This is a genomic window from Pseudoalteromonas sp. SG43-3, assembly GCF_014164385.1.
GTDB lineage: Bacteria > Pseudomonadota > Gammaproteobacteria > Enterobacterales > Alteromonadaceae > Pseudoalteromonas > Pseudoalteromonas distincta.
This window is the reverse complement of the sequence record NZ_JACJFC010000031.1, coordinates 1-24,190: the sequence shown is the minus strand read 5'-3', so window position 1 is coordinate 24,190 and position 24,190 is coordinate 1. Positions and strand designations below refer to the sequence as shown.

Genomic DNA, 24,190 nt, shown 5'->3' with positions numbered 1-24,190 from the left:
TTTTAATACCTGTAAAATATGCCCCGCCAAAGTTACGCTTGTAAACTAAATTAACAATCACATACCTTATTGCTAATAAAACTTTAATTAATAAGGCATAATGCTGCTATTGTTTAAGTATTTTCACTAATAATACAAGCTGCTCTTGCGCGTATTGACTCACCCTTGGGATCAACCATGACCATAAACATGCGTTTAACAACCGGCTTTGGCGTAATTTTATCAATGATGATTATTTTAACCATTATTGGAATTTCGCGCGTTAGCCTTATTAATAATAACATTACCCACATGACCGACGTAAATTCGGTAAAGCAACGTTACGCAATTAACTTCAGAGGCAGCGTACACGACAGAGCAATAGCCGTGCGCGACGTAGTGCTAATTACCGAGCAAAGCAGTTTAAGTACCGTGTTAAATAACATACAAGAGCTAAACGCATTTTACCAAACGTCAAGCCGCGCTATGGCTAAGCTAATGGGTGATATGAATAGTGAAGAGCGCGCTTTAATTAATAAAATAAATCAAATAGAGCAGCGTACTCAGCCTTTTATTCAAGGTGTAATAAACGCTAAAAATGCAGGAAACCTAAACGAAGCTAAACGCATTTTATTAACCGATGCGCGCCCTGCGTTTACCCAGTGGCTAAATGTTATAAACCAATTTATAAATCTGCAAGAGCAAGCAAATCAAACCACCACTATTGATACTCTCGATATTGCCAGTTCATTTGAAATTTGGATGATTTCGCTCACCGCGCTTGCAATTTTAATAGGTGCAAGCGTTGCGTATGTTATTAGCCAACTGATCAGAAAGTCAGTAGGTGGCGAACCACAAGAAGCCGCCGAAGTAATTGCCCTTATTGCCCAAGGCGATTTAAGAGGTGATGTACAGTCGTGTTGCCCAAATAGCATGATGGCTTCTGTAGGGGTGATGCAATCTAAACTAAAAACCATTGTAGATAGCATTATTAACTCATCTGAAGAGCTTTCTACGCACTCTGCAAGCGTAGCGTCTGGCTCGCAGCAAGCACTTAGTGCCGCTGACGCACAAGTAACCTATACAAACTCGGCAGTAAGCAGCTTAGAAGAAATGAGCCGCAGTATTAATGCAGTTGCAGGCTCTGTTAAACAAACAGAAGATAACTCAAAAATAACCGCACAATTATCGCAGCAAGGTAGTATTGCAGTGCAAAAAGTAGCGGCGGAAATTGAGCAAATTTCAGTAACCGTAAAAGCCACAGTTACCCAAGTAAATGTGCTGCAAGAGCATGTAAAACACATTGGCGATATTTTAAGTGTGATCCGCAGCATTTCTGATCAAACAAACTTGCTTGCACTAAATGCGGCAATAGAAGCTGCAAGAGCAGGCGAAACTGGCCGAGGTTTTGCTGTTGTAGCTGACGAGGTAAGGCAACTTGCCCAGCGTACTGGTGATGCAACAGGCGACATTGAAAAGATGATTTTGCAAGTGCAAGAAAACACGCAAGCGTCGGTAACAGCTATGGAAACCACAGTACCGCAAGTAGAAAATGGCCTAACGCTTACCCATGAGGCAAACGAGTTACTGCATCAAATACAGCAACAAGCTAACGATTCATTAAGTAACGTGCTTGAAATTGTTGAATCAACATCAAACCAAGTAGCCACCGTGGCGCAAATTAGTACCGGCGTGGAAGAAATTGCCAGTATGTCTAAAGAAACCAGCATGTCGCTTAACAGTAACGCACAAGAAGCCGTTGCATTAGCTGACCTTTCAAACACGCTTAAAAAGTATATTAGCTACTTTAAAGTTTAATTTTTATAGTAAGTAATAAACAAAGGGGCTTTTAAGCCCCTTTGATGTTTATGTACTTTAATAATAGCGGACTATATACCCGCTAAATCGCGCTCGGTAATACACTCGTCTGAGGCCATTTCAAACTCGCGGCAAACTAATGGGCGGTTTTCGTAAATAGAGCACATAAGCGTATTGCGGTCGAGTGCTTGGCACCAACCGTCGTCAGCGCGTTTCATTACTTCGCTGCCCCATTTATCGTATTCAATGTAGTTAAAAGGCACGCCGGTGTCGGTTACTATGCGCACTTCTAATTGGCAACAACAGGCTTGGCAGTTAGCACACGTAACAGGCTCTGGGGTAGTAGAAATATTTTCAACAGGAATAACAATATGAGGCATAGTGGCTTACTTTTTTGAATAAGCCACTAGGATACAGTAACTAATTTAACGCGCTAGTAGTTTTGCTTTTATATCGCTGTAACGCATTTGCTCGCACAGTGCAAAACCACTCAATTGGCGCACTTTATTACGCGCAAATAATGGCACACTCATCCCCGCTAAAAAGCGGCATTGGGTTTCAATACCCACATTATGATTACCTTTGTCTGCCATATGCGCTAAAAACTCATCCACCTTTTGATAAATAAGTTGCTCCTCAACATATGCAGGCTCTATAGAGTATTCAAGCTTAACCGCATGACCTCTACACACACTACAATGCCCACATTGCTGTGGTGCGTTTTGATCGTCAAAATAGCGCGCTAAGTTATAGCTTAAGCAACTTTGTAGCTCAAAAAAGCGTACCAGTGCAGCAATACGTTTAATTTCGGCTTGTTCTTTATCACTAAAGTAGTCGTGTAGTTGCTGGGCAAGTTCTGGGTTATTTATAACCTCGCTATGCACTTTGTATACTTGGGTAATACGTTTGGTTTCGAGCGTTATTAGGTTTTTTTCGGCTAGGTAATCAAGGGCTGCCACTACGCGTTTTCGATCAACCTGCGCGGCTTGCGTAAGGGAGTCAAAATTTAGCGTGCCCCATATTTTTTTAAAATCGGTATGGCTAAATATTTGTGTTAAAAATGCTTGGCGCTGCTGGTCAAACTGGCTTAGTAGCTCGTTTTTATCAACCAAAAATTTATATTTAAAATCAGCGTAGTAGGCATATTTCGGCGTTATAGCGCCTTGCATTTCAAGCTGTACAAGTAAGGTTTTAAGTGCCAGTTGTCTAATATTACTTTCGCTTGATAAGCTGTATTCTTGCATTTCCCATTGCTGGTGGCTTTGGCGAATATCGTTAATTACGTATTCAATACCGCTAAGCTCTGGGGTGTCGCCATACACAAAGTTTTCTACTGTGTTTAGGCCATCTAAATTAGCCAAGGTGTAGCAGTTTGATGGGTTGCCATCGCGCCCTGCGCGGCCAATTTCTTGGCTGTAGTTTTCAATTGATTTTGGTAAATCGTAATGAATAACAAAGCGAATATCTGATTTATCAACGCCCATACCAAAGGCTATTGTTGCCACAACAACGTTAATTTTACCCGCCATAAAATCATCTTGAATTTGCCAGCGTAGCGTATCTTCAAGCCCTGCATGATACGCAACCGCTTGAATACCTTGCGCACTTAGCGTATTAGCCACTTGTTCGGCACTTTGCTGAAGCGTTACATACACAATACCTGGGCCATTTTGCGCACGCACTATGTTTGTAAGCTCAGTGTTTTTATCAGCCGTTTTTACACTTAGCACACTTAAATCGAGGTTAGCGCGATAAAAGCCGGTTTGTACAATACACTCTGGGGCAATATTAAAACGCTCGCTCATGTCGCGTTTTACTTTTTTAGTGGCTGTGGCGGTGAGTAATAGTACCAGTGGAATATTTAGCTCTTCGCGGTATCGCGGTAGTTTAAGGTAGTCGGGTCTAAAGTTATGGCCCCATTCAGATATACAGTGCGCTTCGTCTACCACTAACATCGAAAGCGCCACCTGGCTTATAAACTCTCTAAAACGCTCGTTTTTAAAGCGCTCAACCGACACCATTAATACTTTAATTTTACCATTTCGCACATCATTCATTACGGTGCTGCTTTGCATTTGATCTTGGCTCGAATCAAGGCTTGCCGCGTAAATACCTTTGCTATTTAAAAAGCTAATTTGATCTTTCATCAATGCTAGTAAAGGCGAAACAACTAACGTTAAATTTGGTAAATGCAACGCAGTTAATTGATAGCACAACGATTTACCCGAACCGGTCGGAAATATAGCCAACGACGATTGACCATTTAAAAGCTGCTCTATAGTTTGTTGTTGCCCTGTTCTAAATTGGCTAAAACCAAAGTGCTGCTCAAGTGATTGAATTAATGGCGTGGTCATAAATGTCCTTTTGATGGCTAAACAATAGTCATGCTTATAAAATTGCGGTGTAGATAAAATATTTGCAACTCGGTGTGTATGAAATATTTGCAACTCAGTATACAACAAATAACATTATTTATTGCTGACATCGGTTTTATTTAGGCGCAAACTAGGCACCCATAAAATGAGTAGTAACTGCTTGTTGCCAAAATAATTTATTGATACCCAAGTCATCTTAAAAAACTAATAAAAATACAGATCACTTGGGTATATTATTTTTGAGGGCAACGTTATGAATATTACTACACCTAAAATCGTCGTTATTGGCGGTGGTGCTGGCGGATTAGAACTCGCAACGCAATTAGGTCATAAATTAGGAAAGAAAAAACAAGCTGAAATTCTACTAATAGACAAAAACCGTACCCACATATGGAAGCCGTTACTGCACGAAGTAGCGACAGGCTCTATTGACCCCGATTTAGATGGCGTTGTGTATTCAGCCCATGCTGCAAAACACCACTATAACTTTCAACTTGGTACTTTTTGCAATATAGATCAAAGCAATAAAACAGTTACCCTTGCACCACTTTTAGACGAGCTAGGCCACACAATTTTACCCGAGCGCACCGTGCGCTACGACCACCTAGTCATTGCCATTGGCAGCGTAAGTAACGACTTTAATACCCCAGGTATAAAAGATCACTGCTACTTTTTAGACTCAAACCAACAAGCAGAGCGCTTTCAGCACTCATTACTAGATAGCTTTACGCGCCTTCACCAAGACGACAACCAACAGCAATCACTTAATATTGCCATTGTTGGCGGCGGTGCTACCGGTGTTGAGCTCTCAGCTGAGCTTTATCATGTGTCTGAGCTATTAAAGCTTTATGGCTTAACAAATATGTCGTCTAAGCGTTTGCATATTCACTTAATAGAAGCCGGACCACGTATTTTACCAGCATTACCAGAGCGTATTGCCGTAAGTGCTAAACGCGAGCTATTAAAGCTTGGCGTAAACGTGCGCGAACAAACGCAAGTAAAAGAAGGCACCGCACAAGGCTTTATCACCAAAGACGAAGAACACATTGATGCCGATATTATGGTGTGGGCAGCAGGCGTAAAAGCACCTGACTTTATTAAAGACTTAGGTATTTTTGAGCTGACGCGTAGCAACCAAATTCAAGTAAACGAGTTTTTACAAAGCACCGTTGACGAAAGCATTTTTGTATTAGGCGATTGCTGCGCATTTACCCAAGCCGATGGCAAGCAAGTACCACCTCGAGCACAATCGGCGCATCAAATGGCGCAGTGCGTCGAAAAAAATCTAATCGCAACGCTAAAGCAGCAACCACTACGCGGCTTTAAATACAGCGATCATGGCTCACTTGTTAACTTATCAAGCTACAGTACTGTGGGTAATTTAATGGGCAACCTAACCAGCAATACCTTTTTTATTGAAGGTAAAATTGCCCGCTTTATGTATATATCTTTATACCGTATGCACCAACGCGCCATACACGGTAGCGCAAAAACCTTTGCATTATGGATAAGCGAAAAAGTGCTGCGTGTAGTGCGCCCTAAAATGAAGTTGCACTAATAAATTAAGTACGCTCACAAAACCACAAAAAAGCTTTAAGAGTTAATAAGTATTATCTCTTAAAGCTTTTTTGCACTTTGCGTACCTAAAGTAGTACGATGTGAGAATATTTTAATAACATCAAAGGATTGGCGGTTATGAAAAAGCTACTTCTCGGACTTATAATTATAGCGGCTTTGGCAGTATATCTATTTAAAACCCAGCCTAACACAGCCGCTGTAGAGCAGACCAACGTGGCTGCACCAAATGCCACTGAGCCTAATTTAGTTAATAAAAAGCAGCCCGTAGAAGGCACACCGCTAAGAATAGTCACAGATCTAAAAAAAGATATTCGCCTTTGTAGAGATCAATCACAGCAACAACATATAAAAATAAATAATTTAAACCAATCGCTTGTTTCATTTTTTGTGAGTGAGCTTAAAAAAGGGACGTCGGTCCCCACGCTTTTAAAGTATGCAACCCTATCAGGAATCTATAAGCGTCAATATATTGCCTTTTTAAGAGATGCTATAGTTGCTGAGCAAAAGCAGCAGCTTAATATTACTAGCTCTTTAAACGAATTAGCTAATTGGCAAGGCATTGAGGCAATTAAAGGCTTCACCAATGATAAAGTAAAAGAAATGATTCAACAGCTTGGAGATAATAAGCATAGCCCTCCAGGACTTACTCTGAGTGTACCCCTTGATGAAAATGTACAAAAAGAAACCCTTTATGCTTTATTAAACAACTCAGATACATTTACCACTTACTCTAAAACGTTTATTAAACTTGAAGGCAGTGAGGTTATTTCCCCGGCTACATTGTTTGTGCTTAATGCAAATAAATTTACGCCAAAAGAGTTTGAGCAGGCAATTTCATCTAATCAATTTACAGTAAATGAAGTAGCTACTGCGATTAAAAACAACATTCCTAATGAGTATATTTTTGCGCTTATGAAGCAGGTGCCGGCACTGGATGCTATGCCGCTGTACGAAGAAAATTCTGTTTTATATAACATGGCTGATATTGCCGTAAGCCAGTTTAATTTACCGCTTGTAAAAGCACTGCAGCAACTAGGCGTAACACCAACCAATCAGCCAGGCTTATTTACGGGTTTAGACGTAGCAATAGTAAGCCTGCCTAAAAGTGGTAACTTAACGCTAGCCCCTTTAGATGCAAAGCATACTCAAATGTTAAACTACCTTACAGAGCAAGGCTATAAAGCTCATATCGGCAATGCTAGTGACTACCTAAATAGCAAAGGCGTTTCTTTTGTAAGTGATTTTATTTACCAGCAAGGCGTCTATATTAATGGGCAGGAAAACCCTGAGCAATATGCTTACTTTAACCCTATTGGTAAAATAGACAACGCCACATTGCCCCAAGTGAGTGAGCCCGATAATTCTGATGTTGCACGTTTTTTAGTAGATTTGAAGCAACAAAAGAAAGATCTAGATAATAAAAGACAAAACTGTGAACTATTACAGCAGCAGTTAAGCGCTACTGAACAATTACACTCTACTATGCGAGCATATAATACGGTGCTAGAGGTAAAAAAAGAGCAAGGTAATAACTTCGAATATGTTTTACAAGAACAAGACCCCGTATTAGTTAATTACTGGTGGAGTATACTAAGCAATCAGCTTTCAAACGATAGAAGTCATAGCGCGTTCAGCCAATATTTGTCTAAAAAAGATTACCAAAAAGCTTATGAGTACAGCCTTAGTACACCATTAACTCAAACAGAAACCGATACACTTTTTACATTCCTACTATTAGAGCCTCATGACTTTATAACGATCTGGCAAAGCCGAGTTGAACCTAAGCCACCGAGTGATTTAGCAAGATTAAGTCGTTTTCCGCTTGAGCAATGGCAAAAGCTTAAACAAGCTGGTTTTGATTTTTCGATTACCGATACGTATGGGCGCGACGTTTATGTACAAGCCGCATCGTCTTCTGTCGAGGCAGTCCAATTTCTAATTGACAATAAAATACCCGCTGATTCAGAAAAATTAGGCGTAGATATACTCGACTTAGCGCTAGAACAAAGCTACACCAAAGGGGAGTTAAGCCCAATGATTCCTTTAGCCTTACAGCTTGTTGAAAAAATTGAACCGAATCACCTTTCTCGCGCAGCACGATTAAAAACGTTTTATCCTGAGGTTTACGAGCAATTAATTAAGTTAAACCCCGCATTAAAACCCGCAGAGGGCACGCAGCTAAATCACTATACTTTTAATAGCCTATAACCCGCACTTTTAATACGCCAACAAATTAGTTGGCGTATTTGTTACTAACCTAAATATTGTCTTTAATATTTAACATTGTCTGTGTAGAGTATTTAAAACAACTAAGGAAATTGGGTTATGACGGGTAAAACGCTAATTTTTAATTTTGACGGCACAGGAAACGAGCCCCGTGATGCAGAGCAATTTAGCTCAGAGCATTTTAAAGAAGACTCTAATATTACCAACATCCTAAAATTGCATTTACTGCTTGGCGGTAAATTAGAAGACTCCCCCATTACTCCTTTTGCTAACCAACTCAGTTTTTATTATCAAGGTATTGGCACTAAAGGCAGCCGCCTTAAACGCATTTTAAACCAAACCCTTGCACCTCGTGGTGACGACGTAGCCAGTATTTTAAATCAAGCATTAAGCGACTTTAAAGCTCACTACCTAATAGGCGATGCCATACTGCTAACGGGTTTTAGCCGAGGCGGTGCACTTGCTAGGCGTTTTGCCAAAATCCTAGAGCCTTTAATTGCTGATAATGTTTACGTATGTGTATTTGATACCGTCGCCTCTATTGGCTTATCAAAAGTAAGTAAAGCCACACGCGGCGCAGAGCACGTTATTTTTGAAAACCACACCATTGCCAACAACATTACTCACGCGCTGCACTGCGTAGCCCTTGATGAAAAACGCCGCGCGTTTGAACCCACACTCATGAACCATCAAAGCAATATTACCGAGCTATGGTTTGCAGGAGCGCATTCAGACATTGGCGGCGGTTACTACCGCGATGGCCTAGCCGATATTTGCTTGCGCTACGCACTTGAGTGGTTAATAGAACAACCGCTTAATATTTCGTTACTCACTAGCCACGATATAGATTACGAAACCCTACTTCCCGATAGCAACTTAGTAGCACAAGATGACGTAACCGTAACGCCCGATCCGCTCGCATTAAGTCACCAACAAAATTACTTTTGGTTTAACCCATTTTTTAAATTAGTAGATAGGCAGTGCTATGTATTAATTGATGACGAAGCCAGCAACCTTGAGCCTTTAGTGCACTACAGCGTAGCCGAACGCATTAATAAGCTAACCAGTTACCGCCCAGAATCGCTTAAAAAACTGCATTACAAAATTAGCTATAACGACAACACCACACTTAGCTTTATTGGTTTAAGCCAACATATAGAACTGGCTAATCAAAACATGAATGTGCTGAGCATTAACCAAAGCCAAGATGTAATGGTATTTGCCTCAGAGCAATATAACGCAACCGGCCTTATGCTAGAGCAAGGCGCTACGTACCGCTTTACCCCATACCCAAATCAATACTGGTTTGACGATGGCATAAAGTGCACGCCATTAGGCTGGAACCGCGATAACGTACAACTTGGCGTAAAAGAAATCCCCATGGCTGTGCTTGAACCATTTAGACGATTTCCTCGTGCACAATGGTTTTCACTTATTGGTGCTATAAATAAAAACGACGACCACCTTTTTGAAATAGCCAACGGCGCCGATATTAAAATGGATAAATCTGGCGAGTTTTGCCCATTTGCAAACGACTTAAGCCGCTTTTACGGCGCTAATGCCGGAAAAATAAAAGTAAAAGTAACGCGGTTGGAATAAGAGGAAACCGAGGCTTTTAAATTGTAGGTGCGATTTTACATCGCGCTTAGCTCTTTAGTAACGGCTCATAACTCCCAATCAACGCTACAAAGCCCGCCTAAACACCTGTAGGCGCAAAGCTTGCTCGCGCGAAAAGCGAAGCTTTTAAATTAAATAAAACAAATATCAGTTTTAATGTTCACTATAAAACTGACAGGTTATTATTACTGTTTTTATCAATGGTTACTTTTCGTGGCAAATGAAGTTATACAAAAAATAATTGAGTATTTACATCAAAACACCGACATTGATGTAGTTTGGCTATATGGCTCCCACGCAAAAGGGACAGCCCAGCCCCATAGTGACATTGACTTAGCCATAGCATTTAAAAACTTTGATCTGGAATCGTTCGATAAGCGCCTTAGGCCAAAAGAGCTTGAGCTTGAAATAAGTAATGCACTTAATCTTAACGAACAACTTATTTCGATTGTTGATATAAATATTATTCCAAGTTATTTAGCTTTCAACGTTATTGAATATGGAAAAATAATTATAAGCAATAATAGTGTTAGAGCGATGAAAGAGCAGCAGCGTATAAATAGCCAGTTCGAATTTGAAACCATAGCGAGTAAACATGACTGATACCGGAATTACACTTTATTTAAGTGAAGTAACACGCCATATTGACGAATATATGCAAGAACTCGACGAACTCAGTCAAATCGATTCACTTAATAGTAGAGACTACCGAGCTGCAGAGCGATTACTACAGTTAATGACCGCGGTGTGTATTGGTTTATCAAAGCATTGGCTAAAGCAGCACAAAAGTAGTACCAGTAGCAACGCCTATCAAACATTTAGCGAACTTACTCATTTAGGCTTTTTGAGCGAGGCAGAACTACTGTCATGGCGTAAAATTATAGGCTTACGAAATGCTCTTGTTCACGATTACTTAAATATTGATCAAAGTATCGTAAAAACAATCATTAAAAAGCAACACTACATAACTATGCACGCATTTAGTATTAAAGCGATTACAGAGCTAAACAAAGATTCATAGATAAAACCTCACCTACAATAATTAAACCACTGCACTGAACAAAACCGTAGGTGCGATTTTACATCGCGCTTTGTCCTCTAGTAACTCTGGTTCATAACTCCCAATCAACGCTACAAAGCTCACCCAAACACCTGTAGGCGCTCAGCTTGCTCGCGCGAAAAGCGAAGCTTTTAAATTGTAGGCGCGATTTTACATCGCGCTTTGCCCTCTAGTAACTAGATCATTACCCCAATCAACTCTACAAAGCTCACCTAAACACCTATTCGCCTCACATGGTGAGGCGAATAACAATTTATTTGCCTCATGCAATGAGGCGAATAGCAGAGTTAATTGCCTCATTACTTTTAAGCGCTACACAGAACAGAAATTCATTTTTCAATGGTAAAAAATGTATTTTTAAGCGAGGTATAAAACCTCACCTACATCATTGCAAACACCACTCTTAACAAAAGCGTAGGTGCGATTTTATGTCGCGCTTTGGCTTTTAAATAAGGCCAAGCTCAACACCTGTAGGCGCGAAGCTTGCTCGCGCGAAAAGCGTAGCTTTTAAATTGTAAGCCGGAATTTATCTCGCGCTTTTAATTTTAATTTGTAAATATCGCGTTGATGCTGGCAACCAAAATATGAATTACTTACTCAAAATACGTGTATTTATTTTCTGATATTTAAATAAATGCATCCATATTTGGTAGTTGTATTATTTGCTCACTCAGCTTATTTGCAGCTTTATTAATTATTTTTATGCACAAATCAATGTGTGCTAATTCAGCAGAAGATAAGTTATTTTTAACAGCAGAAACTTTAGCCGTATCAATTGCGGCTAATACAGAATCAACGGTTTGACTCATAAGTAGTTGCATCCGTGGTAGTGAAATAGCAAATTCATCAGCAAAATCAGCTAACATGTAAGCTGTAATCTCATTAGTAAAATTGCCCGCACTTTGCGAATTATGCTCACCCACTGACATAGCATAACACCTTGATATTTTGGGCTGTAAATAGCCCATATCACGGTCAATGCTTCCCTGCTCAATAATAGCCTCTATATTTACCAAGTCGTAAAACGGCGTAAGCTCTAAACCATTTTTACCAACAAAAAAACTAATGTTTTTGCCATGAGCATCGTAATTACGTACTAAAATATTAAATGTCATCCAACGAATAAGCTGAGCCTCATACGCTTGTACATTCGTTGTTTTAACATTAAAGAGTTTTGCAAAAGAAACGCCATCTCGAATATAAATACCATCCCCATCATCACCATGCTGACGCTCATATTTATAAGAAGGAGGTAAATTAGTGGCTTGGCAACCATCAATAATATGACGACGTAATACACGGCTTTGATCTTGTGTAACGCGCCTATCAAAGCGATCTATTACAAACACTCTTACATCTGCGTAAGTGCGCAACTCAACATGGGGAACATTGAGCCCCGACTCTTTTGCCAAAAGCATGGTAAAAAGTTCATTTACTGCAATGAAAGGCGCGGTACCTGTTTCAAATTTAAAAATTTTATTAGAACATAGCTCCCCTTCACCAAATCCTAATTTACTATCGATTTCGAGTAGGTTTAGTTTGTCTTGAACGCCAGCAACAGAGAGCCGAGTTCGGCCATCCCAATGAGTAATTGGTTCTCCAACTTGTACAAAGCGTTTAAGTTTTTGGCTTAGCTCGTCACTAGGGTCTGCTGTTCTTTCAAGGTTAAATTTGCAGCAGCCTGTTTGGTATTTAGGCAAGGCAGAGCCTATGCAGTGTGGTTATTCCCCATAAATGGGCGATAACGTAGCATTAATGCCAAACAGGCGCTGCCCAAAGGGTTCTTCCTAGGAGCTATTTACTCTTTGTTGCTCGGTTTTTACTTAGCCCACTAGGTTGCAAAGCTCGCGTCGCGATTAAATAGCTCCTAGTTTGGACAAATTTTAATCCGCAAAGATCAACAGACCCTAGTTACTTCACGAAAAGATGTTTGCTTTAAAGTACTGTTACTTGCTCTAAACGACAAAGCGCCTGACGTTTCCTCGCCAATTACTTTAATCAAACCAAACGTATTATTTTTAGAGATAGTAGTACTACTTATAATCTCATCAAGACCTTTGCCCTCGGGTAATAAGTTTTGTAAATAATTACGCACAGCACGCGAGTCAAAATCACCATTGAGCGGTAAGTGTGGTGAAATAGCAAAACCCTTGTTAATCCACTCAAGCTCATAGGTAAATGCAATTTCATTTTCAGAGCCTATATCAAGGGCTATCGCACCTATCTTTTGCGTATGCCCAATAAATACATCCAAGCTATTTTTTTTAATACCACTGCTCATCGCTCACCTCTTCGCTGTTATTGTGGTGCGACTCGTCATCACTGACAAGGCTAAACGACAACCCCAAGTATTCCATCACTTTGAGTACATTAAAAAACTGCACATTCACATCACCTTTTTCTATTTTTATCAGCGTAGGCTTTGAAATATTAAGTGCTTGCGATACATCAACCAGCGTAAGCTTCATGCCTGTTCGCTTTGAAGTAATCGCTTTAGCGAGTCGCACCGACGAAAACGGCTTTGATAGATCAGGCATTTCAGTGCGTTTAACAACTCTTCCAAGTGTTTTTTTTGCTGGTAATTCACTCATTAAAGGTCAACTATAGTTTACTTATACAATTTATTTTAGGGTAGCCTACCCAAAAGTCAAATATAACTTACTTTTAAGTTTGAACGTATATTTACTGCCTATAAGTAAACCGTAATTTACTTATAGGTAGTAAAATAAAACCCAGCCCCATAAGTAAAACTTAAGTTACTTATGGGAAGTTAATGACATTTTGAGCTTAATAGCCAAGCTCAACACCTGTAGGCGCGAAGCTTGCTCGCGCGAAAAGCGAAGCTTTTAAACTTTTACCTTATTTAAAATATATGCGCTTTTAAAGGCTTTTTTAACCTCTGAGAATATTCACGATTAAGATTAGGAAACTGCTTATACATCATTGTTTTTAATTGCTTTTCAGATAGCTTATTACAGAGGGATTCTTGCTCAGCAAGCATTATACTATTAAGTAACGCCCGCCCTGCTCGCGTATCCATTAAAAAGTAAATTGTAGCCCAACTGCTTGCATACAACTTACTGATATCACCTTTTTTCCACGAGTCATCCAAACCAACTAACGAATCAATCGAAAATACATTTTTAGTAATATTGTTATTTTTCGTCCATGAACTATTCGACTCAACAATAGCTGTTTGCATATTATTTTTTGTAAGCTCAAAGTACTCCGCAAACCCTTCATTTAACCATCTTGGTGTGTAACCTAACACAGCTTTATTAATGGCGTGCACTGCTTCATGTACTGCAGTTCGCATTGCACTGCGTGCATTATCATAATGAATAAAAGCAGAATTACTCGCGTGAAAATACATACCCGCAGTGTTTGTCGGGTCAGCACTGCGTTGCTTAATTGCGGCCTCATAAGCGCGGCGCGTAGGCAATACCGTTAAATTAAGCTTTACCTTTTTAAGTGCATGCACGCCAATAATCTGTCCATATACTTTAAATACAGTATTAAGTTTTATGCGTAACTCTTGGTTAAATGACGAAGGTAAATTAGGCGTATTTAAGGTGAGATCAAAGTAATCTAACGGTTCAATAAAACCAGTATCGTAAGTTGCTACTGCAAAGTCCGGTTTTTTATCACTAAAATGCGGCACACCGTCACTGTCTGTCCACGTAAATATATCGCCACTTCGTTTATATTTAACCTTACCCAACGACACATCCACGCAGCGCGTATTGTTAGCTTGCGATAAATGATTATCGGCAGATACTGATACATTTTGTAAAGTTGCCGTGCTTACATTTTTGAGCTGTTTAGTTGCTAACGGTTCAGTAGTTACCTGCGACGATAAACTATTATAAATTCGTTTAACCTCGCCTATAGGATCATGATAATTAAATACCCGCCCAGTAAAATGATTAGCAATGAGCGCCGATGCAATTAGCAGCACAAAAAATACAAACACCACACGTAATTTTGTTTTGAACATATTTATGGGCGCCCTTGCCACTGTGCTTCAAATAACTCTTTTTGCTTACCCCGATACTCGCTACACCATACAAAGTCGGCCGACTTCATCCCTTTCTTACGGCAACGTTTGGGCAATTTATAAAATTTTGACCAAGCATCAAGCTTAACGGCATCTTTATAGCTATCGCTGTGCAAAGACATGTTTGACACTTTTTGATTGAGTAACCAATTGCTATTAGGCGTACGAGTTGCGGTAGAAGAAGTAGCCTGATAAGCACTACCACTCTTTTTAGGCTTACTGCAGTGATTAGCAAGTAAGGTAAATAGCTCTTTATCGCGTGCAGTTAAACGCTCACCTTCTTTATTACTGTAGCCACTTCTAAATTGAGAGCGAATAGCTTCGCGCTGCTTTTTAATGCTATCGCATTGGGCTTGCGTGTAAACCTCACCAGCTTGAGGAAAAGTTGTAAATACACAAATAAATACCAGTAAAATCCATTTAATCATTATTCATTCCCTGAATTAAAACTTTAAAAGAGTGTACCTATAAATGTGAAAAAACACATCAACATTACTAATCCAAAAAGTAAAAATTAAAGCTGTGGGTGGGAGTTCACCTTGTGTCTTAGTTTTTACAAAGCACCCGCGAGGTATAAAACCTCACATACATCAATACAAACACCACTCTCAACAAAACCGTAGGTGCGATTTTACATCGCGCTTTGGCTTTTAAATTAGGCCAAGCTAAACACCTGTAGGCGCCCAGCTTGCTCGCGCGAAAAGCGTAGCTTTTAAAATAATTTACAAATATCGCATTGGCGATGGCAACCAAGGGGCGGATACCGCCGACCGCCCCTTGGAACCCCACGGCGCCCCTCAATTTCACTTACCTTTAAACACTAAATTAATATGAACGTAAACGCGATGAACGCACATCCATGTGCAAGCATCGCTTTCCTCGAATCCATGCGAGGTAATTACTCATTAATTATGTGTTTGCAGGTGAAGTTGAAGGGGATGATTACCAGGGTATCAGTCTTTAAATATTTGCTGCAGGCACCCTACTTGCTCTCGTAGGAAGGGTAGCTTATTGAATTTCATATGACATTAGCAACCACAATTGCTTTACTCTTACTAAGTGAAAAGCAATTATGTATTGACTACTTAATTAAAAATCATTAGCCTTTTTAAACAATTAAAAAGTAAGGATACTGATAATGGCTCTGGAAATTAGAATCTGCTTGGATGCAGTTACTGCAGAAGTAGTAAAATGTAAAACTGATAAAAACAATACTTTCTCACAAGATAACAATCACATAAAAAGTAAAGTAATCACCTCAGGTACACCATATATTTGGCGCAAAGAATACACTGACTCTTTGAGCGCTCCTACAACAGAACAAAAAAGTATAGTCAATCAATTTGCGCTTTTATCAGCACAATCAAGAAGAAACATAGCTGGAATGCTGCGAGATTTTGGCAGCGAAACATTACTTGCTATTACTGACTTTCAAGCTCAAGTTATACCATTTTTAGCAAACAACACACATGGTATTGTTGGCTCAGGTGCCACATCAATAGAAGCTCGCAGTTCAAAATTTGTTACTTTAGCGGGTAAATATTAAATATGAAGCATCTTTAAAAGATATACGGACCGCAAATAAGTCAGGCATGCCTAAATACCACATGGTCGCTTTAGAGCAAAAAGCTCTTGGACTATTTAAAGAGCTTCAAGTTAAATATCAAGCTGAACTACAACGCTTTATGAATACTAACCGTGCAAGTCGCAGAGGTACGGTTTGGTCTAATCCTAATCGTGGTGTTCACATAGCTAAAAATGCCAGACACTCCACTAAATTAGATATAAGTAGCACCGCAGAATTTAGAAAAATTAAATATATTGAAAACACAGGACGTTGGCTTGGTAATGGAATGATCTTACTCGATGGCGCTTTTAGAGCAAACTCGGTTTACAACAATTACAAAAATGGTGGCGACTGGCAAAGAAGTCTATCAACTGAATTGGCCAGCTTTGGAGCTTCTACTGCATCTGGTATTTTTGTCGGTTCAATTACTACCACAGCACTAAGCTCTTTACTTATACTAACTCCTTATGGATGGGTTATTGCTATAGGTGTAGGGTTATATGTCGGTTTTACAGCAAGTATTAAAATGAATAATCTTATGAAAAAAACTTCTGAAAACATATACGACAGAAAACCTATATTTGAAGGGACTTTTTAAATGCCTGCTGCTCATTTAGCTGGATATTCTCTGATCGTATTTATGATAGGTACTTTTGCCTCCGGCATTTTATTTTCGAGAATTTCAGTCAAACATATTAATAAAAATATGGAAAAAGATGGTGTGCTTCCCCCCAGTTGGGATAAAGGCATTGGCGCAAGTGTGTCATTTTATATATTTTCGATGTTTTTTGAACGCTCCCGTATACCAACTCCGATGTTTGATGGACGTTTTGTAGCCAAGTACTCACGTCCAATTGACAAAGTAATAGGCGCTGTCCACTTGATTTCAGTCACAGGAATAATGCTTTGCCTTTGTATTGTTTCTTATTTTTCAAAGTAGTTAATAGTAAGTTAGATTCACATATCCTAATGTTTTGGGCATAAAAGCGTAGTCTTTAAATTATCGGCAGAAACTTATCTCGCACCTTGATTTTTACTTACAAAATTGTAAATAATTCATTCGAGTGTTTGCCTGATTGCTAGCGGCAACCAAAGAAAGACAAGCGCCAGTCTCTTCTTGGAATCACACGGCACCCTAAATTTCACTTATCTTTAAACACAAAATTAATATGGACGTAAACGCGATGAAAGCATCACTTACCTCGAATCCATGCGAAGTAATTACTCATTAATTATGTGTTTGCAGGTGAAGTCTAAAGGGGGAGAATTGCCTAAGCAGCAGCCTTAAAATTTGCTGTAGGCGCAAAGCTTGCTCGCGCGAAAAGCGAAGCTTTTAAAATAATTTACTTATATCGCATTGGCGATGGCAACCAAAGAGAAGTAGCCGCCGACTTCTCTTTGGAATCTCTCGGCGCCCCGAGGATCACATTATTTCCTCAATTTAAATTAATAATATGAACGTAAGCAGCGTAGATAGGCCATCCATGGCCAAGCTACGCTTTTTAACAGCATCCTTGCTGTTAATTACTCATCATTAATTAAATTTCGGATGTGATCATGGGGAAATTGCCTTAGCAACTGCTTTCATGTTTGTCGTTAGTTATAGCGTTATGTATATTTAATTATCTTAGCTGCTCGAGTCAATTTAATGGATTCCAATTTACCCTCATCATTAAGCTTTCCTAAATACCGTGACTTAGTCAAAAAACTTAAACATGGTAAATCATTACCTACCGCTATTTATTTACATAAAAGCTCGCTTGAAACAGCGCTTCAACCAGAGCTACTAAGTTTTATTCAGAGCACTATAAACCAATTAAATATTAATGAGCCGTGGAACTTACTAAAACTCTATAAACGCGATTTAAAGTTCACATTACTAAACTATCCCGACTTTGATAACTACGCTTACCCTGCACTTAATACTAGTTATACAATCGACGCGGCAGAGCTAACAATAAAAACAACAAACTATAGCAATTCGGATAACCCACCTATATTGCACCGAAAAGAAACATTTATTTTACCCTCCTACAATAACTACAACGCCTTTAAAAAAATAACAAACGAAGGTGAACAAATAGGCTTATACCAAAACACTAAAAGCATTGGCTTTAAACAACAGTGGCAAAACTTAATAAAGCGTAAAGGTTACAAGCTAGACGAGAAAGGAATGCTTCATAAAGTCGCAGAGGTTAAACAACCCAAAATAGAGAAAAAAACAGAAAAAATACAACGCCATTTAACTGCAATAAATCGCGATAGACTTTCTGCTCCTTTTCAAAAACTCGCTAAATACGGCTATTTAAACGGAGACTACTCAATACTCGATTATGGTTGCGGGCTAGCAGACGATGCAACAGAGCTTGAAGCTCATGGATTAAATATAAATGCATGGGACCCAGTGTACCGCCCCAATGGGTGTAAACAAAATAGCGATATAGTTAATTTGGGGTTTGTACTTAACGTAATCGAAAGCGTACATGAGCGTACCGAAACACTAAAAAACGCTTACCAGTACACAAATCAACTCCTTTTAGTGTCGGTAATGCTCGCCAACGAAGCTAAGCAAGAGCACTTTAAGCAATATAAAGATGGCGTAATTACTAAATGGAATACCTTTCAAAAATACTATAGCCAAGCTCAAATTAGAGCTTACATAGAGCAAACTTTAAACGTTAAAACCATGGCGTTTGGGCAAGGTATAATTGCTATTTTTAAATGCCCACAGTTAGAAGAAGCACACCACCTAGAGCTACAATTTCAAAATTATGATTGGCAACATATAACACAAAAAGCAGCGTTAAAGGCATTACCTAAAGCTCAACAAAAAACCTTATTTGAAAAACACCAAACACTGCTTAATGATTTTTGGCAACATTGCCTTCACTTTGGTCGTTTACCTGCAAACGACGAGTTTGAGCAAAGTACAACACTGCGTAAGTATTTCGCCAGCCATAACAAAGCATTTAACTTGCTAAAAAATTACTATGAACAAAATGAATTTGAGCAAGCACAGCAAAAACGCAAAGACGATTTACTCGTTTACTTTGCACTTAGCTTATTTGGTAAACGCCAAGCTAAAAATCATATGCCAGCAAGGCTAACACGGGATTTAAAAGTTCACTTTAACGATTATAACCAAGCGCTTGAGCAAGCTAAAAAACTACTTTTTTCAATTGCTGATCCTACTAATATTGGTAATGCATGTTACCAAGCGTATGAGCAAATTCAGCAGGGGGAAATGCACGACAACCACTCATATATTTTACCTACCCGTTTTTTAAACCAACTTCCAGCAATACTGCGTGTTTATATTGGCTGTGCTGTGCAACTGTATGGCGATATTGACGACGTAGATTTAGTAAAAATACACATGCGCTCAGGCAAAGCGACATTTTTAAAATACGATGATTTTAATAAAAAGCTCCCACTACTTACCGAGCGAATAAAAGTCAAAATGCTAGAGCAAGATATCGACTATTTTTATTACGGCGATATTTATCCCTATCAGCCGTTTTATAACAAAATAGATTATTTACTAAAAAGCAGTAATGAATATAAAAACCAACAACGATTTGATAAAAAGCTTACTGATATGCTTAAAGGTGTACCCAAAGCAGAATGGCCCAACTGGTCAATATTACAAAAGGTGTTTGAATATTGGGCTGTAGAATTAAAGGGAAATAAGTTTTATACCAAATCTAATTCAAACTCATAAATTGGAATGTTACTTCTAGTGACTCCAATTTCGCGGTCAATCATTATCTCAGCGAGTGTTTGCCCATCAATTAACACGATAGGTACACAACCTCTTTTGAAGGCTATATCTTGAGCTTCTTTTGTAAATTCACTAGTGGTTATAAAAATGCCTTGTTGATATTCGCCTTGAATATCCCCTCTAAACTGTGAAATATCTGGGCGCGACACCTTGTTAGTGCGCTTGTAACGCTTACATTGTGCTGCAACATATAATTGTGAGATACCTACTTCCAAATAGCCATGGACATCTATCCCACCGTCTCGACCGCGTTGAGTTACAATCATATCCTCGAATCCATACCTATCTAAAAACCGCTGGCAGAACAATTCAAACTCTTCAGGTTCTAAGCTATATAGATGATCAATAATATGGTTAATTGTTGTCTGTTTTAGTTTTTTAGCGAGCTCTTTAACTAAAATCAAATTATCTAAAGCACTTACTGCTATTTGGTCGGGTACTGGCATTTTCTGTTTATAGCTAACTAACGAATACAGTCCTTTTTCATCTTTTATAAAAAATTTATTTTTAGCTTCGCAAGACCAAGATGTTTGCTCACAATGCCTTTCTATTTGTATACGCAAAACCGCAAGAGGGTCTTTTGCGCCAAACTTATAAAAAGAACGCTCCATAATCTTACTATAAATTTGTTTAAGGCTACTTGCTGCTCCCAATAGATAAAGAGCCTCCTTTGCAGCCTCAACAATCGTCATTTTTGACATATTCATCCTTAAATCTCTAAAAGCTTGCTTGTTTACCGATTAAGCCATTAACTTTATTACCAAAAAAATGTAAGTCGCTAATAATCTCTTTATGGCGCGATTCAACTTCACTATTTATTACATGGTGTAAACGATATAGTGCTTGTTTTTCAGTGAGTAATCCTGTTTGTTTTTGGCAACTAATCAAAGATACTTTATATTCTGCTGTCCTGTAACGCGACCACGCACGTGTGTAACCCTCTAATCGATTTATTAAATAAAATATAAATGTCATCCCTAAGCCAATACCTAGTAAGGGAATAACACAGGTTTCCCAATTTAACTCCAGTATTTTTAATAAAGCTGGCACAAAATAAATTGCGATAAAGCACCAGTTAGATTTTGACTTAATTACGTCTCTATCTGTAACAAAATCAGGGAGTAAACTAATCGTTAAAATTAAGCATGGTAACGATATTAAAAGCCAGAATTCAATACCGTCATAACTACCTTCGAATTTATTTATACAAAATAACGAGCCTGCGAACATGGCTAAAAATAACCCTTGTTTCATTGCAAAACGACAAACGTTACTTTTTTTAGCAAACCAGTTAACGTAACTATTTAAATAATCAGAGTAGTTGCTACATTGCTGCTCAAATGTTTGATATTTAGTAAAGTCAGCCCACTGAGGTGAGCTTACTTTTTTTGATTTTTCATTTTTCATTTCAATAACTCAATTTTTTAAAGCGCCAAATTTTCCCATTACGGACTATTTGCTCTAGTTTCGCAATTGCCTCCATAGATGAAAGGCCAATATCATTTTCAAGAGTAAGTAAAATATGGGCATACTCGTTTCTTAAATTTGTGGCAAAAATGCCTGGGTCATCAGAGCCCAATACCACCGGTACCTCCATGCCTTTTTCATCGGTTACCCCTAACCAATCGAAAATATGATGCTCTCGGTAATGTTCATAAAAGCTAATTCTCACATTACTCGTTGGCAAGCTCTCGATAGCCATGTGTCGACGATTAATTTTACCAAGTACATATTTTTGTAATAGTCTAAATACTTCGTAATCGAATGATCTTTCGCAAGAACAATCCGTGTTAACTTCAACCAACTCTTCATAACGAAATACAATTGTAGAATCAGTAACTCCATGATATTTCTTATATATTAAAAATGCGTCTTTATTTTCTCTCTCAGCAATTTCTATTTTTTCAAGCTCATCTTTTATATCATTCCTAAGGTAAGTATCTTTATCACGCTTAATGCCAAAAGCTAATAACGGATCTAAGTACCTTAACTTCCATGCTTCAAAAAGCAAATCCGGTTCATAAGCTTTTTTATACACATCTAAAGATAGCCTCCTTATTTCTGCAGCTATTAAATGCAAAACTCTACCGCTAATAGATTCCTCACATAAATGCTTATAAGCAAATACCAAGTCATCAAGTCTCTCACCTCGCTTAATGACAATACTATCGCCTATTCTTTCTCGCCATATATTTGGATTAATACCTACCGCTGTCCCATGGCCAATTCTATTGCCTGTTTTCAAGTCTAAGAAATCGATAGCTTCAGCCACAGTCCTTATACCAGAAAGTAAATGTACGTAATCTTCACCTGCATGATATGTAAAATTATGATAACCGCTTGTCCTAAGGCGCCTAAAAATTGGAGCAAACACTTCAGGTCCTGCATCTAGTTCATTTGCAGCCGCATCAAACCCATATAAATAATCACCCAAATTAGTATAACGTTCACTTAATGCATTTAGACTTCTACGCGTTTTCTCGAGTTGATTACGAAGCTCATAATGTCGGCATTGCCAAGAGAGCTTTTTATCTTCTCTATTTAATTCCCTAGTTCGTTTATCTTCACGCTTAATAAAGTGGGCAACTAAACTCAGCTTTAAACTTGTAAAATTATTTTTGTCTGTAAGTAAATCATTTAAACTAAATGGGTCGTGTTTTTTTCTTGAATTTTCTGATTGCGAATATGCCCTCAATTCACTGAACTGATAACACTTGTAATCGCTTAAGATAGTTCTCAATCGCTTTATATTACTTGGTAAATCTCGACTTGGAGCAAAGCGACCCTCTAAATAATCAAGATCCCCTAAATCAGAATAGTTTAATTGATGGTAACGGGTTTGATATTCTTTCTCAGCCACACTCCGTATCTCATTAAAAGTAAACTTTTGAAACTGGTCAAAACCATATTGATTCGTCTGCTGGACAATTAGCCGGTTAAACTGACATTTTATTAGTAAGTAATAATGAAGAGCTTGAGCAAATGCTTCATTCTTCGTATTTTCAAGATAATCAAAAAATGCAATTAAATAATATGCTTCTATAGCCAAAGGTGTTCTAACTTCGGGCGTAATATGCTCAAGTTTTCTAGAAACTAAAGTTTCAATATCAGCATAATAAGGTGCAACAAATGTTGCATTTTTAACTGACTCAAAATCAGCACTGTGATTTACATACTCTATATCTTTGAATTGTATTTCAAACCCTTTTGATAACGCTTTGTTATTATTAACGTCATCGCATTTAGGTTGCTCTTGGTTAAAAACTTCATTTAATAACAATCGCCTTAATGCACCGGCAATTCGTAAGCGTTTTAATTGTTCCTGTTGAGTTAACCCTATTTCATCAGCAGAATATAGCTCTTTCACTAAATCATTATTTTCCGCCCATTTTAGCTCTTTACTGAATTGCTGTGGCTTTTGAAGCGCAGAGACCCAAACAAGCTCAATTTCGCTAGAACCATTTAAATGAATATGTAAATCATCTAGCTTAAGTCGTTCTATTAACTCATCAAGGCGAGGATCTTTAATGCTTGGTAAAGCGCTATAACGCACTTGCGGTTTTAAAAAGTGTTCGAAAAACTGTTTTATATCACTTTTATCTGCTAACGATATAAAACCACATTTTTTTTGTAATGCTTTCGCCACACCTAAAAGTGGTGGAACCTCTGTTATCAGCTCTTGCCATTCAGAAAAATATTTAGACTCGATTAAGAACTGTCCATCATAGGTGGGTTCAATATACTTTAAGCTTAGCTTATTTAAAATATCTACTATTAATGATTTAGCAGAGCTACCTTGAAAATTAATAAGTTTATTTAGCCTGTTTTTAATTAGATGATCTGGGGCTAAAGAATTACGACGCCTAAGTCCTTGAAATAAAATTCGCTCAAGATCTTGATTATTAAGCCTCCCTTTATCTAAATACAAAAGGAGAGCCTCGGTATTACGGAAGCACTCCTGTATAATAGCTTTAGGCATAATTATTGGTCACCTGAGTTACGTAAGCGTCTCTTTTTAGCTCTCTCTGATATATGGTTATTATTAAAAGCTAACTTTTCTTGTTTGTCAGAAGTATCATCTGTTTCAGAAGTATCCTCTGTTTCAGAAGTATCCTCTGTTTCAGAAGTATCC

At 38.4% G+C, this 24,190-nt stretch carries 20 protein-coding genes; 10 read left to right on the top strand and 10 right to left on the bottom strand.

Annotation, left to right across the window (positions count from 1 at the left end; all coding sequences use genetic code 11):
• Positions 1 to 177: 177 nt before the first annotated feature.
• Positions 178 to 1,797: a methyl-accepting chemotaxis protein gene (locus H5157_RS19390; RefSeq protein ID WP_039488778.1), complete on the top strand. Its 1,620-nt coding sequence runs from the start codon at positions 178 to 180 to the stop codon at positions 1,795 to 1,797.
• Positions 1,798 to 1,868: 71 nt separating this feature from the next.
• Here the strand turns inward: H5157_RS19390 and H5157_RS19385 are convergent, their stop codons facing one another.
• Together H5157_RS19385 and H5157_RS19380 are read right to left on the bottom strand one after the other, a co-directional pair.
• The gene (locus tag H5157_RS19385; RefSeq protein WP_002962790.1) at positions 1,869 to 2,177 is read right to left on the bottom strand and encodes a YkgJ family cysteine cluster protein; all 309 of its coding nucleotides are present in this window, start codon (positions 2,175 to 2,177) and stop codon (positions 1,869 to 1,871) included.
• Positions 2,178 to 2,222: 45 nt separating this feature from the next.
• Positions 2,223 to 4,151 carry an ATP-dependent DNA helicase RecQ gene (locus H5157_RS19380; protein ID WP_182725330.1) on the bottom strand — a complete coding sequence of 643 codons (1,929 nt, stop codon included), beginning with the start codon at positions 4,149 to 4,151 and terminating at the stop codon, positions 2,223 to 2,225.
• 274 nt (positions 4,152 to 4,425) lie between these two features.
• Between H5157_RS19380 and H5157_RS19375 the strand changes: the two genes are divergently transcribed.
• The 5 genes from H5157_RS19375 (at position 4,426) to H5157_RS19355 (ending at position 10,614) form a co-directional block, all read left to right on the top strand.
• Positions 4,426 to 5,730, top strand: a complete 1,305-nt coding sequence (locus tag H5157_RS19375; RefSeq protein WP_002962796.1) for an NAD(P)/FAD-dependent oxidoreductase — start codon at positions 4,426 to 4,428, stop codon at positions 5,728 to 5,730.
• A 137-nt stretch (positions 5,731 to 5,867) separates the two neighbouring features.
• Complete coding sequence (locus H5157_RS19370; protein ID WP_182725329.1) at positions 5,868 to 7,958, top strand: cupric reductase; 2,091 nt, start codon at positions 5,868 to 5,870, stop codon at positions 7,956 to 7,958.
• A 117-nt stretch (positions 7,959 to 8,075) separates the two neighbouring features.
• A complete protein-coding gene (locus H5157_RS19365; protein WP_154904082.1) occupies positions 8,076 to 9,575 on the top strand; it encodes a DUF2235 domain-containing protein in 1,500 nt (499 codons plus the stop codon).
• A 231-nt stretch (positions 9,576 to 9,806) separates the two neighbouring features.
• Positions 9,807 to 10,196, top strand: a complete 390-nt coding sequence (locus H5157_RS19360) for a type VII toxin-antitoxin system MntA family adenylyltransferase antitoxin (RefSeq protein WP_182725328.1) — start codon at positions 9,807 to 9,809, stop codon at positions 10,194 to 10,196.
• Positions 10,189 to 10,614, top strand: coding sequence for a type VII toxin-antitoxin system HepT family RNase toxin (locus H5157_RS19355; protein ID WP_024599502.1), 426 nt, complete (start codon positions 10,189 to 10,191; stop codon positions 10,612 to 10,614). The genes H5157_RS19360 and H5157_RS19355 overlap by 8 nt, the downstream gene beginning before the upstream one ends.
• Before the next feature lie 665 nt (positions 10,615 to 11,279).
• Here the strand turns inward: H5157_RS19355 and H5157_RS19350 are convergent.
• The 5 genes from H5157_RS19350 to H5157_RS19330 all read right to left on the bottom strand — a co-directional run bounded on the left by H5157_RS19350 (position 11,280) and on the right by H5157_RS19330 (position 15,138).
• A complete protein-coding gene (locus H5157_RS19350; RefSeq protein WP_259399378.1) occupies positions 11,280 to 12,353 on the bottom strand; it encodes a HipA domain-containing protein in 1,074 nt (357 codons plus the stop codon).
• Between the two features lie 197 nt (positions 12,354 to 12,550).
• The gene (locus H5157_RS19345) at positions 12,551 to 12,934 is read right to left on the bottom strand and encodes a HipA N-terminal domain-containing protein (RefSeq protein WP_259399377.1); all 384 of its coding nucleotides are present in this window, start codon (positions 12,932 to 12,934) and stop codon (positions 12,551 to 12,553) included.
• A complete protein-coding gene (locus H5157_RS19340; protein WP_182725327.1) occupies positions 12,918 to 13,244 on the bottom strand; it encodes a helix-turn-helix domain-containing protein in 327 nt (108 codons plus the stop codon). The genes H5157_RS19345 and H5157_RS19340 overlap by 17 nt, the downstream gene beginning before the upstream one ends.
• Positions 13,245 to 13,516: 272 nt before the next feature.
• Positions 13,517 to 14,650 carry a DUF1570 domain-containing protein gene (locus tag H5157_RS19335; RefSeq protein ID WP_182725326.1) on the bottom strand — a complete coding sequence of 378 codons (1,134 nt, stop codon included), beginning with the start codon at positions 14,648 to 14,650 and terminating at the stop codon, positions 13,517 to 13,519.
• A gap of 2 nt (positions 14,651 to 14,652) precedes the next feature.
• Positions 14,653 to 15,138: a hypothetical protein gene (locus H5157_RS19330; protein WP_182725325.1), complete on the bottom strand. Its 486-nt coding sequence runs from the start codon at positions 15,136 to 15,138 to the stop codon at positions 14,653 to 14,655.
• Between the two features lie 710 nt (positions 15,139 to 15,848).
• Between H5157_RS19330 and H5157_RS19325 the strand changes: the two genes are divergently transcribed.
• The 4 genes from H5157_RS19325 (at position 15,849) to H5157_RS19310 (ending at position 19,998) form a co-directional block, all read left to right on the top strand.
• The gene (locus H5157_RS19325) at positions 15,849 to 16,256 is read left to right on the top strand and encodes a hypothetical protein (protein WP_182725324.1); all 408 of its coding nucleotides are present in this window, start codon (positions 15,849 to 15,851) and stop codon (positions 16,254 to 16,256) included.
• Between the two features lie 46 nt (positions 16,257 to 16,302).
• Positions 16,303 to 16,875 carry a hypothetical protein gene (locus H5157_RS19320; protein ID WP_182725323.1) on the top strand — a complete coding sequence of 191 codons (573 nt, stop codon included), beginning with the start codon at positions 16,303 to 16,305 and terminating at the stop codon, positions 16,873 to 16,875.
• Positions 16,876 to 17,217 (top strand): hypothetical protein, encoded by a 342-nt coding sequence (locus H5157_RS19315; protein ID WP_182725322.1) that lies wholly within the window; start codon positions 16,876 to 16,878, stop codon positions 17,215 to 17,217.
• A gap of 708 nt (positions 17,218 to 17,925) precedes the next feature.
• Positions 17,926 to 19,998 carry a DNA phosphorothioation-associated putative methyltransferase gene (locus tag H5157_RS19310; protein ID WP_182725321.1) on the top strand — a complete coding sequence of 691 codons (2,073 nt, stop codon included), beginning with the start codon at positions 17,926 to 17,928 and terminating at the stop codon, positions 19,996 to 19,998.
• On the opposite strand, the gene H5157_RS19305 is transcribed toward H5157_RS19310, so the two are convergent.
• From H5157_RS19305 to H5157_RS19295, 3 genes are read right to left on the bottom strand one after another with little or no spacing between them, the layout of a single operon-like run.
• Positions 19,971 to 20,759, bottom strand: coding sequence for a restriction endonuclease (locus tag H5157_RS19305; RefSeq protein WP_259399376.1), 789 nt, complete (start codon positions 20,757 to 20,759; stop codon positions 19,971 to 19,973). The two genes, H5157_RS19310 and H5157_RS19305, sit on opposite strands and share 28 nt — an antisense overlap.
• 16 nt (positions 20,760 to 20,775) lie before the next feature.
• Entirely contained in the window at positions 20,776 to 21,465 is a 690-nt protein-coding gene (locus H5157_RS19300; protein ID WP_182725320.1) for a hypothetical protein, read from the bottom strand.
• A 1-nt stretch (position 21,466) separates the two neighbouring features.
• Entirely contained in the window at positions 21,467 to 24,037 is a 2,571-nt protein-coding gene (locus tag H5157_RS19295; protein ID WP_182725319.1) for a hypothetical protein, read from the bottom strand.
• Positions 24,038 to 24,190 lie beyond the last annotated feature (153 nt).

Bases quoted from the DNA above. Each gene is read 5' to 3' on its own strand.
- H5157_RS19355 (WP_024599502.1), top strand. From the start codon at position 10,189: ATGACTGATACCGGAATTACACTTTATTTAAGTGAAGTAACACGCCAT.
- H5157_RS19330 (WP_182725325.1), bottom strand. From the start codon at position 15,138: ATGATTAAATGGATTTTACTGGTATTTATTTGTGTATTTACAACTTTT.
- H5157_RS19320 (WP_182725323.1), top strand. From the start codon at position 16,303: ATGCCTAAATACCACATGGTCGCTTTAGAGCAAAAAGCTCTTGGACTA.
- H5157_RS19365 (WP_154904082.1), top strand. From the start codon at position 8,076: ATGACGGGTAAAACGCTAATTTTTAATTTTGACGGCACAGGAAACGAG.
- H5157_RS19335 (WP_182725326.1), bottom strand. From the start codon at position 14,650: ATGTTCAAAACAAAATTACGTGTGGTGTTTGTATTTTTTGTGCTGCTA.
- H5157_RS19390 (WP_039488778.1), top strand. From the start codon at position 178: ATGACCATAAACATGCGTTTAACAACCGGCTTTGGCGTAATTTTATCA.
- H5157_RS19295 (WP_182725319.1), bottom strand. From the start codon at position 24,037: ATGCCTAAAGCTATTATACAGGAGTGCTTCCGTAATACCGAGGCTCTC.
- H5157_RS19325 (WP_182725324.1), top strand. From the start codon at position 15,849: ATGGCTCTGGAAATTAGAATCTGCTTGGATGCAGTTACTGCAGAAGTA.
- H5157_RS19315 (WP_182725322.1), top strand. From the start codon at position 16,876: ATGCCTGCTGCTCATTTAGCTGGATATTCTCTGATCGTATTTATGATA.
- H5157_RS19305 (WP_259399376.1), bottom strand. From the start codon at position 20,759: ATGTCAAAAATGACGATTGTTGAGGCTGCAAAGGAGGCTCTTTATCTA.
- H5157_RS19375 (WP_002962796.1), top strand. From the start codon at position 4,426: ATGAATATTACTACACCTAAAATCGTCGTTATTGGCGGTGGTGCTGGC.
- H5157_RS19340 (WP_182725327.1), bottom strand. From the start codon at position 13,244: ATGAGTGAATTACCAGCAAAAAAAACACTTGGAAGAGTTGTTAAACGC.
- H5157_RS19300 (WP_182725320.1), bottom strand. From the start codon at position 21,465: ATGAAAAATGAAAAATCAAAAAAAGTAAGCTCACCTCAGTGGGCTGAC.
- H5157_RS19385 (WP_002962790.1), bottom strand. From the start codon at position 2,177: ATGCCTCATATTGTTATTCCTGTTGAAAATATTTCTACTACCCCAGAG.
- H5157_RS19370 (WP_182725329.1), top strand. From the start codon at position 5,868: ATGAAAAAGCTACTTCTCGGACTTATAATTATAGCGGCTTTGGCAGTA.
- H5157_RS19380 (WP_182725330.1), bottom strand. From the start codon at position 4,151: ATGACCACGCCATTAATTCAATCACTTGAGCAGCACTTTGGTTTTAGC.
- H5157_RS19310 (WP_182725321.1), top strand. From the start codon at position 17,926: ATGGATTCCAATTTACCCTCATCATTAAGCTTTCCTAAATACCGTGAC.
- H5157_RS19345 (WP_259399377.1), bottom strand. From the start codon at position 12,934: ATGAGCAGTGGTATTAAAAAAAATAGCTTGGATGTATTTATTGGGCAT.